This window comes from Thiocapsa bogorovii, assembly GCF_021228795.1.
Taxonomy (GTDB): domain Bacteria; phylum Pseudomonadota; class Gammaproteobacteria; order Chromatiales; family Chromatiaceae; genus Thiocapsa; species Thiocapsa bogorovii.
The window spans coordinates 5,334,357-5,349,038 of sequence record NZ_CP089309.1 but is presented as its reverse complement, the minus strand read 5'-3'; the positions used below and the strand labels follow the sequence as shown (position 1 = coordinate 5,349,038).

The 14,682-nt window shown below is 60.5% G+C and carries 10 protein-coding genes; 3 read left to right on the top strand and 7 right to left on the bottom strand.

Annotated features, from left to right (window positions below):
* Nucleotides 1-716 precede the first annotated feature (716 nt).
* Complete coding sequence (locus LT988_RS23795) at nt 717-923, top strand: hypothetical protein (RefSeq protein ID WP_232407989.1); 207 nt, start codon at nt 717-719, stop codon at nt 921-923.
* Between the two features lie 71 nt (nt 924-994).
* Here LT988_RS23795 and LT988_RS23790 read toward each other — a convergent pair whose 3' ends face one another.
* The 3 genes from LT988_RS23790 to LT988_RS23780 all read right to left on the bottom strand — a co-directional run bounded on the left by LT988_RS23790 (nt 995) and on the right by LT988_RS23780 (nt 3,422).
* Nucleotides 995-2,209 (bottom strand): IS4 family transposase, encoded by a 1,215-nt coding sequence (locus tag LT988_RS23790; protein ID WP_232407988.1) that lies wholly within the window; start codon nt 2,207-2,209, stop codon nt 995-997.
* A gap of 250 nt (nt 2,210-2,459) precedes the next feature.
* On the bottom strand, nt 2,460-3,089 hold the full coding sequence (rfaH, locus tag LT988_RS23785; RefSeq protein ID WP_232407987.1) for a transcription/translation regulatory transformer protein RfaH: 630 nt from the start codon (nt 3,087-3,089) through the stop codon (nt 2,460-2,462).
* Between the two features lie 81 nt (nt 3,090-3,170).
* Nucleotides 3,171-3,422, bottom strand: coding sequence for a winged helix-turn-helix transcriptional regulator (locus LT988_RS23780; protein WP_232407986.1), 252 nt, complete (start codon nt 3,420-3,422; stop codon nt 3,171-3,173).
* A 128-nt stretch (nt 3,423-3,550) separates the two neighbouring features.
* Here LT988_RS23780 and LT988_RS23775 point away from each other — a divergent pair, with 128 nt between their 5' ends.
* On the top strand, nt 3,551-3,811 hold the full coding sequence (locus LT988_RS23775) for a hypothetical protein (protein WP_232407985.1): 261 nt from the start codon (nt 3,551-3,553) through the stop codon (nt 3,809-3,811).
* A gap of 301 nt (nt 3,812-4,112) precedes the next feature.
* A complete protein-coding gene (gene xrtD / locus LT988_RS23770) occupies nt 4,113-5,720 on the top strand; it encodes a VPLPA-CTERM-specific exosortase XrtD (RefSeq protein WP_232407984.1) in 1,608 nt (535 codons plus the stop codon).
* Nucleotides 5,721-6,373: 653 nt separating this feature from the next.
* Here xrtD and LT988_RS23765 read toward each other — a convergent pair.
* The 4 genes from LT988_RS23765 to prsK all read right to left on the bottom strand — a co-directional run bounded on the left by LT988_RS23765 (nt 6,374) and on the right by prsK (nt 14,566).
* On the bottom strand, nt 6,374-7,039 hold the full coding sequence (locus tag LT988_RS23765) for a CpsD/CapB family tyrosine-protein kinase (RefSeq protein WP_232407983.1): 666 nt from the start codon (nt 7,037-7,039) through the stop codon (nt 6,374-6,376).
* A 1,323-nt stretch (nt 7,040-8,362) separates the two neighbouring features.
* Nucleotides 8,363-10,246: a PKD domain-containing protein gene (locus LT988_RS23760; RefSeq protein WP_408648090.1), complete on the bottom strand. Its 1,884-nt coding sequence runs from the start codon at nt 10,244-10,246 to the stop codon at nt 8,363-8,365.
* An 822-nt stretch (nt 10,247-11,068) separates the two neighbouring features.
* The gene (gene prsR, locus LT988_RS23755; RefSeq protein WP_232407981.1) at nt 11,069-12,436 is read right to left on the bottom strand and encodes a PEP-CTERM-box response regulator transcription factor; all 1,368 of its coding nucleotides are present in this window, start codon (nt 12,434-12,436) and stop codon (nt 11,069-11,071) included.
* A gap of 12 nt (nt 12,437-12,448) precedes the next feature.
* A complete protein-coding gene (gene prsK / locus LT988_RS23750) occupies nt 12,449-14,566 on the bottom strand; it encodes an XrtA/PEP-CTERM system histidine kinase PrsK (RefSeq protein WP_232407980.1) in 2,118 nt (705 codons plus the stop codon).
* Nucleotides 14,567-14,682: the final 116 nt, after the last annotated feature.

The window sequence follows — 14,682 nt, the reverse complement described above, 5'->3', positions numbered from 1 at the left end:
GATCCGCTGCAGGTCGCGGTCCCCGCTGACGCCCGCGACGCTCGACGAAATAGTCCGCCTGATGCGGGGCGCAGTGGTTGGCGTCGCCGCGGATCTTCACATGGCGTCGAATCGGGATACTCGCCATCCGAACGAGCGTGACCGATCCGTCCGTGGCATGCTTTTAGTCACGACGGCTCGACAACCCCTGATTTTGGCCGGTTTGACGTTGCGCGGAGCGGCTCGGTCGGGTCGGACCGCCTCGACGCTGGTGGCCATCGCCATGAGCGCGGTTAAGAATCCCGTGCCCGGTGCGGCAAGCAGGAGGCGCACCAAGGTGTATTTCACCTTCGACAGGGCGTTGGCGAAGTTGACGCGGTAGGCGCGGCGGCGAGCCTGGGAAAGACGGTCGGCGACCGCTTGAGCAACCCAAGCGAGCATCGCGGTGAGGTTCAGCGCAACCAGCTTGGCGTAGAGATCCTGGCGCGCGACCCGAGCGCTGAGATCGGAGAAGTTCTCGATCTCCAGGCGGCACTTTTCTCATTTGTAATTCTCCTCGATGCCCGGCGCAGGTGTGAGAGCGCCTTGAAGGAGTGGGTCGGCCAGCGTGCCTCATCAAGCAGGGACGTCGCCAACACCTCGATCTCGCCGCTCTTCAGCACGAGCCGCACGAGGCGGATCTGCAGCGGTTTGCTCGGTCATACGCCTCGCATTGGTGGCGGGCCTCGCCGCGGGAGGTGAAGGTCACCACCGCACTGGCCACCCCGGAGGCGACGAACGCCTCGACCTCCTTGGAGAACCCCAAAAGGCATGCGCATGCAGAAGGCACGCTGCTCGATTTCATGCAGCGCAAACAGCCAGAACGCGGGGTAACCGCGATCGTAGAGCAACAGATCCTGTGCATCGGCAGCGGCGAGATACACAGGGCAAATTGGAAACCCTAGAGTATTCGTGTCGGCGCTGTCCGGCGCGAGCCGTTGATGATGGGCTCAGAGTCTGAGGTATCCCCACGAACTCATCCCCCGGCGGCGCCGTCGGCGCGCAGGCCGTCATGATCGCTCGCGATCCATTGGTCTGGTGGCGCGATGGCGGTGAGCACCTCATCGAGCACATCGCGGGTACTGTCGAGGACGAGCAGCAGACGCGCGAGGAAGATCCGCGAGTAGACGCGACGCTTGCCGTTGCCCGGATGCAGCCGGCGGTGGATGCCCGCGCGCTCGGCCGCGGTACCGATCAGCCAGAGCAGAAAGGCGGCCAGCGAGGCGATCAGCACCAACACCGTCAAGCGTTCGGTGCCGCGCGAGCGGCTGCGCTCCAAGCCTTCGCCGAAGGGCAGGTTCTTCATGTCCCGGAAGCTTTGCTCGATTTGCATGCGCTGGGCGTACAGGCGCAACAGCCGCTTCGCCGGCCACGCGGCGAAGCGGGTCGAGGCGACCAGCAGCCAGGGCTCTTTGGTGCTGCGGGCGTTCTGCGTGCTGGCCTTGGAGCGCGCGCGCCGTCCGAAAGCGGTCTTGCCGCGACGTCCCTTGGGCGGTCGACGCTCCAAGGCGAAGACGGCGCGCAGCGGATTGCTGCGCACCCAGTCGCCTTCGCCGAGCGCCGTCGGGGTGGCCGTCGCACGCGCGAAAAGCGTCTTGCAGCTGCTCCAGCGCGACTTCAGCCGCACGACGTCGCGCCCGCGCACCCGTCCGACCCAGCGCCAGCCCAGGGCTTGCACCTCGCGATAGAAGGGAACTTTGAAGCCCGCGTCGGCGATGATGATCGGCGCCACCCCCGGCGGCATCAGGGCGCTCAGGTGGCGCAGAAAGCGCGCGTGCACCGCCGCGTTGTTGAGTTTCTTCTGTGGGTGCACCTCCTCGTACAGGGTCAGACTGCGTCCGCCCACCGGCAGCGACGCGCGCAGCAGGTGCAGTGACTGGTCGGCCTTCAGATCCGACCAGTCGATCAGGATCAGCGGTTCGCGCACACGCGCCAGCGTCACACGGCACAAGGCTTGATAGATCGACTTGGCCTCCCGGCGCAGATGCCGATTGCCGAGCAGGCGATCGGCGCGCTTGATCTTGTGGCGTAGCCCGACGGCGCCGCCGAAGCGCCGCCCCACATCGGTCAGCGACAACGCCGGCCCGCTCACGCAGGCCGCCACCGCGGCGAACAGTGTCGCCAAACGTGTGCGGTGAATCGACTGCAGCAACGGATCGAGGCAGCGGTGTAAGATGGTTCCTGCATGCACGAGGGGTCTCCTGGCGGGTTTCGTCGCTTTCCAGGGACAACGACCTCTCGTGCATGTTCAATCCTGCGCAAAAAATGCTATTCAACGCACTGAAAATGTTTAGGTTATCCTGGGGATACCTCAGGGTCAGAGTGCCATTTTACTTGGCGTGGGATCGGCGTCCCGACCTTGGATGGCATGCGCGGGTCAAGCGGCGAGGAGGTTCCGGCCGGAGTTGCACTCCAACGGGTGTAGCCTGATGGGGTGGCATTCAGGCTGGCACGACGCTGGAGCGGGCCAAGACTACGTTTGTTGCGTTTCCGAGGATGTCGAGCAGGATTGCAACGCGCTCTTCGCCGCAGGTTGTGTCGAAGATGCCTTGTAGACCTTCGAAGGGACCGGCATTGATGGTAACCGACTGGCCCGTTGTGAAATCCTGTTCGGGTGCTTTAGGGAGGCCCGTCTGCGCATCGCCATTGCGTCGGAGGCTGTCGATGACCGCGTTCGGTACGGGCCTGAGGCACTGTCCGAAGGTAACGAGGGTCGTGACCCCGAGGGTGGAGCGGATGGGCGCGACCGTTTGCTGATCGGGGTTGATGCGTAGGAACAGGTAGCGCGGAAACAACGGCTCCGTGATCTCCCGCCAGGTGCCGCGGTGCTTGGCGACACGCTTGTACCAAGGCAGATAGGTTTCGAAGTCCTGGCGTTGGAGATTGGCTTCTGCGAGCGTTTCCTTGCGGGGCTTGGTGTGTACCACGTACCAGGCATGCATATCATGGATTCTCCTTTTTCGAGCCGGCAGTGCGTCAGGAGCCCGCAAGTGGTCCGCCTCGTGCCGCAACTGCTCAATCGCTCGCTTGATCGCTTCGAACTCGGCCGTCTTTAGCTTCAGGAAGCGCACAGCGAGCTTAGTCTTTAGCTCGATGCCCTCGGGCGTCAACAGGTAGGTATAGCCGATCTTATTGCGACTGTTCTTGAAGTCCTAGACCTTGATCCAATCCTTTTGCAGAAGAGCCTGGACGCAGTAGTTGGTCTTGCCAAGACTGACGCCGAGTTCTTTCGCAAGCTGCCGCTGACTAATGTCGGGCCGCGCTTCCAAGAGGCGAAGGATGCGATAATGGAGCACGTCGCTCAAGACACTCGGCATCGAAGTCGTGCGCGGGCACGCTACCGCCATACCACCGCAGTTCTTGCGCTGGCAGCCGCGGGCGAACAGGGCGTTTTGGTGCTTCACGCACTGCGTTCATTGTGAGAACGCAGAATAGTTCCCTGTCTGTCGTCTGTCAAAGGGTTGGTTGGTTTCAGTCCGCTTACCGAGGTGCTGCTCCTCGCTCTCACCATCGGCCGCAAACGATGAGGCTGGTGAAGCTCGGCACCATCAGTCTCGACGGCATCAAGATCGAAGCCAACGCGAGCAAGCACACGGCGTTGGCCTTAGAACACCCCGACCGCCTGGAGGCGCAGGTCGAGGAACTGCTGCGTTTGGCAGATCAGGCCGACAACGCACCGCGGCCTGACCCGTTGGAGCTGAAACGGCGCGAACAGCGTCTCGCCCTCATCGCCGCGGCCAAAGAGGAGATTGAATCCCGCGCGCACACGCGCTTCGACGGGAGGCACTGCTGAACGACACCGACTATCACAGCCAAAAGACCCTCAAGCGCCGCGAGGCCGGCGGCATTGATTTTGCTTTAACTCCTGATCCCGGGGGAGACCCTGCCCGCTGCCCAGTGGACACTGCCCGGTTGGCCAGTGTCCCGCGGGAACTGTGGAGCGCCTTATTAATGGTCGTCGCACGGACTGGAACCGGGTATCCTCAGCGCAATCAACGCAGGCCGTCGCGAACCGAGCATCTGTATGGTTGGGTGATGCAGGTCCGAGGCAACGAACCTTGCTCTCTGAAGCATCTCCCAAAGGGACTCCTGATATGACTGACTCCACTCAAGTTGCCGATTCCCTTTCGATCATTGAAAAACCGCGGACCGCATGGAGGGCGCGGTTCATTCACGTCGTGTGGATGGCCATCGTCTTCGGGCTGCTCGTGGTGATCTTTCACGAAGGTTTGACTCGCATGGTTGGGGCATGGGGTACGGAGGAATACAGCCATGGCTACATGCTCCCATTCGTCGCGCTCTTCTTTGCCTGGCAGAAGTCGACGCTCCTCGCTCAAACGCCGTTTCAGTCGAGTTGGGCCGGCATCGGTGTCGCTCTACTGGGTTTGTTCCTGTACCTCGTCGGAGAACTCGGAACGATTTATGCCTTGATACAATATTCGTTCTTGCTGACGCTGGGCGGTGTATTGCTGTCGCTCATGGGCTGGAAGGCGTTCAAGATTATTCTCCCGGCATATGGTTTGTTGTGGTTTCTCGTGCCGCTCCCGCATTTCCTGTACAACAATCTATCCGCGGAGCTTCAGCTTATCTCCTCGCAGCTGGGGGTGGCGTTTATCCGAGCCTTTGGAATCACGGTCCACCTCGAAGGCAATGTCATTGATTTGGGTAGTTATCAGCTTCAGGTCGTCGAGGCGTGCAGCGGTCTGCGATATCTGTTTCCGTTGGCGGCATTGGGCTACATCGCGGCTGTCATCTTCAAGGGGGCCTTCTGGAAGAAGGTAATCTTGCTCTTGTCCACGCTACCCATCACCGTGCTGATGAACAGTTTTCGAATCGGGGTGATCGGCATCCTGGTGGAGCACGGCGGTATCGCGATGGCGGAGGGATTCATCCACGATTTCGAGGGCTGGGTCGTGTTTATGGCCTGTGCGGCTCTGTTGGTCCTGCTGATGTGGCTGCTCGCGAAGGTGGGTCCTTACCCGATGCCGTTGCAGGAGGCATTCGCGATCCAATGGCCGGACCCTCTGCCGAAGACGGCGACGTTTCAGGAACGGCGCATCCCGGTCTCCTTCTATGCCGTTCTTCCTGCGCTGGCCCTTGTTGGTATCTTGGCCCATCAACTGCCGGATCGGGTGGAAGTGGTTCCGGAGCGAACGGCGTTTCTCTTTTTCCCGAATAGCTTCGGGGACTGGGTGGGGCGGACCGATCGTATGGAGCGGGTCTATGTGGACGCGCTGCAGTTGGACGACTATCTGCTGTCGGACTATCGCGCCAGCTCGGGGGAGTCGGTCAATCTCTACGTCGCCTATTATGAGTCGCAACGCAAGGGGGCCTCCGTCCATTCGCCTAAAACCTGTCTTCCCGGGGGCGGATGGCAGATTCGGGAATTTTCGCAGGTCGAGATCCCCGGCGCCGGGACTTCTGGTAGTCCTCTTCGCGTCAACCGGTCGCTGATTCAGATGGGGGACGAGCGCCTTCTCGTGTACTACTGGTTTCAGCAGCGCGGGCGCTTGATGACCAACGAGTACTTGGTGAAGTGGTACCTATTTTGGGACGCGCTCGTGCGTAATCGAACGGATGGGGCATTGGTGCGACTGACAGTGCCGTTGGAGCCGGGTCAGGATGCCGGCGAGGCCGACGAGTTGCTGAGGGCGTTTAGCCAGACGATTGCGGATCCCTTGCGGCGGTTTATTCCGGAATGACATCGGAAACGGACGGCTCGTCTGCGGACGGATTGCCTTGACGACGTTCGTTTGGGCGGAGTTCGCGTGGTAGGGTCGGTCTCGATCGATCGATACGGTACCGACGGCCTCGGTCAGAGGTACGGCTAGACCGCATTGAGTTCGAACTGCCTGGGATCGTCGAGTCGTAGTCGACCCGCTAAGGCCGGGTGTTCAGAAACAACTTAGCCATTCCCGTTCATTCTCCCCCTCTCCCCAACCCCTCTCCCGCGAGGGGAGAGGGGCTAAGATGGATCACTTGTTATTGAACGGTTGCTAACCGTCAGGTCAGCCGAAGATGGCGACTGCAAGTCGCCGACCCCAGGGTGTGTTCGGCGTTCCACAGAGGCCGTCCGCGTGGTTTTTGGCCGCTCTGATGAACCAGGCAGGTCGGGGCCTCGAGAGTGAATCCGGATTCGGCGGCACTTGTCGCGGAGCGCCGAGTGATGCGGGACACCGCGGGAGCGGTGTCACGAGCCCTGCGGGGCTGAGTCGCCAGTCGTGAGCAAAAGCGCATTTGCGGGTTGTGTGGACGCGTCCAATAACCGAGACCCAACTTTCGTTTGAGTGTGTTGGAGCGGCTCGATGCGTGCTTTACGGAGCTTGGTTGGTCGCGCAGTGTTTCGGGCCGTTGCTCAAGCATATCCGCTCGATCCGCCATACCCACCATACCCGCCGTAACCTGGCGCGCCGACGTTGTAGACGGACTTGTTCAAGACCGTGCCGATGATGTTTTGGCCTTCGAGTAGCTCGAAGGCGCGATGCAGTTCCTCGCTGGTGGTTTTGTTTTCTTCCACGACCAACATGAGCGCATCGCAGTTCGGTGCGAACGCCATGACGTCGTCGCCGACGAGTAGCGGGGGCAGATCGAACAAGACGATTCGATCCGGGTAGCGGGTCTTCAACTCCTCGACCAGCTGGACCATGCGTGGACTCGAGAGCTGCTCGGACGAATTGATTAAGGGCTCGTTGCCGGGGAGGATCACCAGCCTGTCGATTCCCGGATTGATGAGGATTTCTGAGATATCGTACCGTCCGATCAGGTAGTCGCTCAGCCCATTGAGTCTTTCTTCGGCCAAATAGGTTGCCAACGACGGACGTCTGAGATCCAGATCCGCCAGCAAGACGGTTTGGTTCACCTCCATTGCCAAGCTGATCGCAAGGTTCAGCGACGTCAGTGTTTTTCCGTTTCCCTGTGTTGTCGCCGTGATTCCCAGCGTACGCCAGCCGTTGAGCCGCAACCGTTGGAGAACCTGGGTACGGAGGATTTTGTAGGCCTCCGCAGCGTCGGGGTATGTCATATCCGTGATCACCCTGTGATCCCGCAAATACTCCGGATCTAGTGCAATCGTTCGCGTCTGGGTATAGGTCGGGCTTCGCTCGGCGGCGGATATCGGCCCCGGACGATTGGATGTCGGCAACGAGAGCGGTTCGGTCAGACCCGACCGACTGTGATGCAGATCGCTTTGTTCCTGGCGCGACCGTTTTAGCGCTTCCTCTATTCGTTCCATAGCCTACTCAACACCTGAGTTGTCCAATTAAACCGCGTCTGGAGCGGCATGCATCGTTTTTGGATCGGATCGGCCTCGCCGGAAACGAAACATGATGGAGCTGACGCGGTTTAAGATTCTAAGAAAAATGAAATTTTAAATCGCATCATTGCCGAGGAGCCGGCGGCGTGCTCACCGTCGAGCTCACTCGGGACCGAATATCTCGCTGTTGCACCCGGTTTGGGATCAATAGAATGCAAGATCCGTTCCCGACGATCGATGTACTCGGAGCAGACACCGCGGTTATCGGTGACTTGGCCTTGGTCAAAACTCCCGGGCGCCTCGCGCGTTGGCTCGGCCAAGACGCGTTGGCGTGGCTCCCGGGATCGTCTAGTTGAACTCGACCCCGGTGGCCGTTCGGGCGGCGGAAGAAGACGACTGCAAGTCGTCGATCCCGGGATTCTGCCGCTTCGCGACGATCGCCGGCGTCGCTCTTGGCCGGTCGTGTGATGATGGCCCTCCGGGCAATCTGATGACTCCGCCGGTTAGACAACCAACCGGACGTCAACCAGGTGTCCGCGGGAGAGCTCGATTCCACAGAGACGACTCTTTTTCTGAGTGCTGACTGATCGTCTTGGCGAACGTCAGTCGAGCGAACTTTTCTCGATCGGGAGTTTAACCCATCTTGGGGGTCGCTTTCCTCCGTCGAGTTACCTGATACAGAGGGCGCGGAGGGCTTCGTTCGTGATTCCGGCCATCGTGACCCGTGGCGCGGAGCACCATGGGCATGCGTGACACCGCGGAGCGGGTGTCACGAGCTCCTTAGATTGACTTCCGGGAACAAGCATTTTGGCTGCGCCTGGCTCGGAATTTTGGAGGGCGACTGAAGTCTCCCCTACATGACGGTAAGTCCTTTGCCCGGAATCACCTGAGGTCTGGGTTGCCGATCGAATGAGTGGGGTCGACGCGGAGCTCAACGGCGGGGTCGAACCAAACTCGGGTACGGTATCAAAAAGAGCTGCCGTCTGCGGTCCCTGGGGTGGGACGTCGAACGGCAGCCCAAGCTCGCCGGAAAATTGTTTCCTGGATGCCGGGGCGAGTCGCCGCAAGTCTGCTCGCCCTGGCTCCTTGATCTCAGTTGAAGATCATCCAACCCACCGACTCTGCGGCGTGCCTCGTCTCCACGTCGCGTGACTGGTCTTCCTCGGCCCTGATCGCGACTTGACCGGCAGTCAGGTCATGATAACGAAGTGTCGTGGGATCCCCGCCGTTCGTGCTCTGGGGATGGGCCAGGAATGCCGGGGGCTCAACGACGCCGGCGCCGAACTTTACGACAAATGGTTTATCGGTAACGCTCTTGCCGGTCAAGCCGACGCGATACTGAAGTCCATCGATGTCCCCTTCCGAAGGCGGCCAAGCGATGTAACTGATGGTCTCTGCACCGTGCCCTTTTTTCAGGGACTCCTGCTCATCCATCCGCAGCTCGAAGCCGTTTAGCGAGACATTGCGAACTCGCGTGGTGACGGCCTTGGCGTCGGCTGCACTGGTGACGGATGTGAGCACAACGGGAACCTTCGCAAAGGCTTCGGCGAAGCCAAGGCGATGGAATGTGCGGCCTGCTTGGATAAAGGTTCCTGCCTCGATGCGATCGCCATTCGGCAGGAGATGGCTGCCCTTCTCCACCGCGATATAGTTTACGGTTTCGAACCCGTGGATACCGTCGAGATAATCCCACTCCTGGATTCGAATCCAGAATCCTGTCGGCTCGACACCATCGATACGGACCACAGCCGGAGCAGTGTCGTTGAAGCTGGGCGGATTCGCGACAACCACGGGGTTTTCGAAATCACGACCGAATTCCACCCATGTCCAGTTATGATCGACCTCCACCTCGCCGACTTCGATCGGAAGACCCTGGTTTGGATCGATAACCTCGACGAAGGCGCTCTTGAAGCTCGTGTCGCTCCCATAAGGACCCTTGACCATCAGAGACACATCATAGACACCAGGCTCGGTATAGATGTGGGTCGGTGCCTTTTCGCTGCTCATCTGACCATCGCCGAAGTCCCAATGAACAGCGGTGATCTCGCCGGCGGACAGATCTCGGAAGGTGACGCTCAGTGGGGCGTCGCCGCTGCGCTCGGAAGCGTCGAAGTTTGCGACTGGCGGGGGACCTACGATGCTGATGAGATTGGTCTTGGTGATGCTGTCGGAGCCGCCGGGTCCCGTGACTTTCAGGGAGACCGAATAGGTGCCCGGTGCTGAATAGGTCCAGGCCGCGCTTGCGCCTGTGCTGGTTCCACCGTCCCCGAAGTTCCATTCATACTGGCTCACGTCGCCGCTCGAGGCATCGTTGAACACGACAAGCGTCGGGGCTACCCCGTTGGTCGTACTCGATGTGAAACCCGCTACCGGCGGCGGTGCCGCAACCGTCACGCGTGCTGTCGCGGCTCGCGGGGACAGACCGCCCGGTCCGCTAACCAAAAGGCTCACGATATACTCGCCCGGTGCCGTATACAGATGATTGGGGGAGCGCTCCGTGCTCGTTTGGCCGTCCCCGAAGGTCCACTGCCACTGGTCGACTTGACCGGTCGATGTATCGACGAAGCTCAAAGCGAGGGGCGCAACGCCGGCCGAGCCGCTTAGATTGAAGCTCGCTTGAGGTGCTTCGTGAGGAATCGTCGCGGTGACTTCCTCGGAGAAGCTGCTGTCCAAGGAGCGATCCGCCGCAGTCGCCTTGACGGCGAAATAATAGGTTTTTCCGGATTCAAGAGCTGCTACGATCGTGGTGGTCTCGGCCGTGTTGACGGACGATTGATACTGACCGCTCGCCTCGCCGTAGTGCAGCTCGTATCCAGTCATGCGATTATCATCGACTGGATCCCAAGCCAGCTTCACTTCCGCTGCATAAACGCCAGTTGAAGCAATAAGAAGTGCAAGAAAGACCGTGAAGAATGTCGCAAAGCGCAGGGACCAGGCGCTTTGCGCAGAAGGAGGGGTTACCCGCGGCTGGCGCATGCAATGGCTGTTCATGGTGTCACCTTTATAGGAAGTCACTGGTGACACGACTGGGTAGCTAGGGCGATCGACTCCGACTTTTCAGGAGGATGTTCCTTTGAACTCCGTCCTGAGCCACCGCCAACGCTGCCTTTCCGATACCAATGACGTCTGATTACGTATTCCGACCGAGCGTTCTTTTGCCGACGCTGTGAATCTAGCGATTGCGGTCGGAGCGTTTCGTGACGCCACTCCCATGTTGGTCAGGAGCGTTCAGGGGGAAGGTGGTTTTTTATTGGGGTGTGATGCGGGTCACAGTTTCGGAGCCGGGTAAACGGGGATTTGGCTGATTGGCCTTGTTCGTAACGCGAGCGATCGCCGCATTTGGCGCGGAGCGGCAGGGGCATGTCTGACAACGCAGAGCGCTGTCATTGAGATGCTATCGGGAGAAGCGGGGATTCGGCGGATTGGACCGAGTTCGTGAATCCGGCCATAGCGGCACGCGGCGCAGAGCGCCAGGGGTTATGCGTGACACCGCGGAGCGGGTGTCACGAGACACTTGAGCCTTGGGTTGCCGGTTTGAATGAGCGAGGCCGCTGATGGCCTTGGCGTGACGCCGGCGATAGTGGCACATGGCGCGGAGCGCCGCAGGGCGTGCGTGACACCGCGGCGCGGGTGTGACGAGTTCCTGTAGACTTGGGGTCCCCGGGCGTCGGCGCCGGGTTTGCTCGGCTCACCTCGGCTGAGGGGTTTGGTTTTTCGAATCGCTCCTCGGCGACGCCCGGCTTTGCGAAGCGCGATGAATCGCTTGGAGTGGCCGGGTGTCGTTGAAACCGAGGCCGGTCAGGTCGGGATGTCGTACTTCTTGATGAGACCGTAGAGCGTGGGCCGAGTGATGCCCAGCAGATCCGCCGCACGTGACACATTGTTGTCGCGATGCTGCAATGCGCGTTGAATGGCTCGTCGCTCCGCATGCTCGCGGATCTCTCTCAGATCGAACGGCTCGCATGCCTCCTCGACAGCATCCAATTCCAGATCCTCCGGTGTGACGTACTGACCGTCCGCCATGATCACGGCGCGCTTGACGCGGTTCACCAACTCGCGAACGTTGCCGGGCCAGGGATAGATTTCGATGACCCGCTTTGCCTCCGGCGTTAGATCCTTGATCGGTCGTTGATACTCGGCCGCGAACCGGAGCAAGAAGGTACGGGCAAGCACGAGTACATCGCCCTGGCGTTCGCGCAGAGGGGGGACCAGCACGGTTGCACCGTTGATCCGGTAGTAAAGGTCCTCGCGGAACCGGCCGTCGCGAATGAGCTCCATGAGATTCTGGTGTGTCGCACAAACCACGCGCACATCCACCGGGATCTCCTGGCGCCCCCCGACCCGCTCGACGACCCGCTCCTGCAGGAATCTCAGCAACTTCGCCTGCAGGGGGTGCGGCAAATCGCCGATCTCGTCGAGAAACAGGATACCGCCGTCCGCCGACTCGATCTTTCCCGGCGTGACCTTTCCAGCCCCGGTAAAGGCGCCCTTCTCGTAGCCGAAAAGCTCGCTCTCGAGCAGCGCCTCCGGGATGGCGGCGCAGTTGATCGCCACCAAACGTTGCTTTGCTCGCGCGCTCAGCGCATGGAGGATTCTGACCAGCACCTCCTTACCGGTGCCGCTTTCGCCGAGGACCAAGGTGGTGACGTCGATCGGGGCCAGTTTCTCGATCATCCGGCGGATTTGCAGCATCTCCGGACTCACGGCGATCATCCCCTCGAACGAGTAATCCGAAGCCGCCTTCAAGGCCAGCCTTCGGTTCTCCTCTTCGAGATAATGCATCTGACTGGCGCGCGTGACGATGAGCGTCAACACCTCCGGATCGACCGGTTTCTCGCAAAAATCGTGGGCCCCGAGCCCGACCGCGCGGACCGCGTTGTCCCGGTCGTTATGTCCGGTGACGACAACGACCTTGGTCGTCGGCGAAAGCGTAAGGATCTCCTGCAACGCTCTGAATCCTTCGCTGGTTCCCCCGGGATCCGGCGGCAACCCGAGATCCAGGGTGACCACGGCAGGTCGATGGCGGCGTACCTCGGCCAGCGCAGCCTCGCGGTCCCCCACCGCAAAAACCTCGAAGCCCTCGAAGCCCTCGAAGCTCCAGCGCAACTGTCGCTGCAGTCCGGGGTCATCCTCGACAATCAGAAGCGTCCGATCGTTACCGTCCAAGTCCTCACCCCCTTACGTCTCCATCGCCGGGACCGACCCTGTTTCCGCTTTCTTTATGTCGCTCGCCAAAGGGATGTGGATGCGGAAACAAGCCCCCTCTCCCGGTCGGCTCGTGACCTCCACATTTCCGCCAATCCCTAGGATATATTGGCGACAATCATATGCGCCGATGCCCATGCCTGCGAGGCCTTTGGTCGATTCGAATGGTCGAAACAATCGATTTCGAATGAAATCCTCGTCCATGCCTACGCCGGTATCGGCGACCTCGATGACCGCTTCCCCGCCGCGTTCGACCAAACTGACCCGAACCTGACCCGAGCGATCGGTTGCCTCTTGTGCGTTGCGGATGACATTATCGATCACGGCGGTCAAGCGGTCTAGATCTGCGTGTACGACCCCATGCTCCACCCCATTGACATCGAGAACCGGGACGGGTTCGCGGCGTCCAGACTCCGCAACAAGATCCCGCAACAGACGGCGCAGATCGACCGAATCGGCGCGCTCGCCCGAGCCTGCCCCGCGCAGTTGCAGCAAGAGACGATTCATTTTCTCGACCGCACTGCCGACTGTCGCGAACGCGTCTTCCACGAACGCCGGATTGTTCTTGTGTCGTTCGGCATTACGGACGACGAGAGTCAACTGCGCCACCAGATTCTTGAGATCGTGCACCACAAACGCCGAGAGCCGGTTGAATCCGTCGAACTGGTGGGCCTCCGCAAGGGCCTTGGCGGTCTGCTCCAGCGCGAGATAACTGCCGGCCTGCATTGCCGCTGTCTTGAGCAGATCGATCGTCTCCCAGTTGAGCGGATGCGGGACGAGCGGCTTGACGAGCAGCACGAAGCCGAGGACCCGGTGCTCGTGCAGGATCGGAACGGCGAGCGAAAAATTCCTGAGATCTCCCATCCACGGCGGTACATCCAACCCCGGATACAGGGAGGGATCACGCGCATATTCGGCCAGATCGAGAATCCAGCCGATACGCTCCAAACTCAGGCAGAACTCCCCGGCATCCCAACTCGGATCGATCCAAACCTCGCTGCAGCCCACACAGCTTTCCCAGCGAAATCGCCCCTTTCCATCACTGACCCAGATCGCCCCGCCCGGCCGATCGACCAGCTCTCCCAGGGTGATGACAATACGTTCCGGCAAACCAACGTGAAGCTCTTGTCCGGACAGCCGCCGCGTGACCCGAATCCACTCATGCCGATAGTCGAACCGGGAGCGAAAGAAGCTTTTGGCGATAAAAACTTTCAGCCATGCCCGCAAGTGCCCTGAAAAGAAGAGCAAAAGCGGCACACCCCCGGCCCCGATGAGGAACAGAAGCTGCAGCGGTCCGCTCCACTCCTCGCCGTGAATCTTGATCCAGTAGCCCGCAAACGCCATCAGCACCAGATAGATCCCAGTCGCCACCAATGCCGTGGTATGAAAGACCAAGGTGCGCGAGACAAACAAATGGACGGTCCAACGCGGATTTCGTGCCGCGGAGATTGCCAACAGCGGGATGACGACGACGTTCCAGGGTCCACGCACCAGCAAAATCTCCGGATCGATCCGGTTCACGAGCATCGCATCCGCATAAAAATAGAAGTCAAAGCCGAACAGCGCACCGAGACCGAAGCACAAAAAGCGAATCTCGTTGCGACGCTGCCAAAGGGTGTTGCGGTAGACATGCTCGACCAACACCAGCCCGATGACGGACAATGCGACGTACCCGAACATCCGGGCCTGAAGCGCGATTTCATAGGCTTCGCCAACGAAGGGCGAGACCCAAGACTCGAACGGCAGAGACAACAGCAGGGCGATCGCGACGGCGACACCCCGCAAACGCTTCAGCAATCGCAAAGCCCCCGGTCGTTCCTGGATCTGAAACTCCAGCAGACGCGCCAGGAAGAGAATCCAGGCGAATGCCCGCAAGGACTCCAACACCCAGATGACCTCGATCGGCAAGATCTTCCAGGTCACTTGAACGGCAAGCGCCGTTGCCCACACCGCGTTGATCGTCACGGCCACGACCAACAGCATGCCCTGCATGCGCCCACGCCAGCTTATCAATAGCAGTAATGCGAGGCCCGCGGACAGAACCGCAACGAGCGCATAGCCCAGTTCCCCGGTCGCTTGCGGAGTCAACATCTTAAGACTTAGGTGAACGGATCGTCACGGAGCGTGACTGGTGGGGAGATTCTAGCGCAATGGTCTCCGGCGTGGTCGCCCTGTGCCGCCGCATGACGGTCGAAGACCGTCGCAAC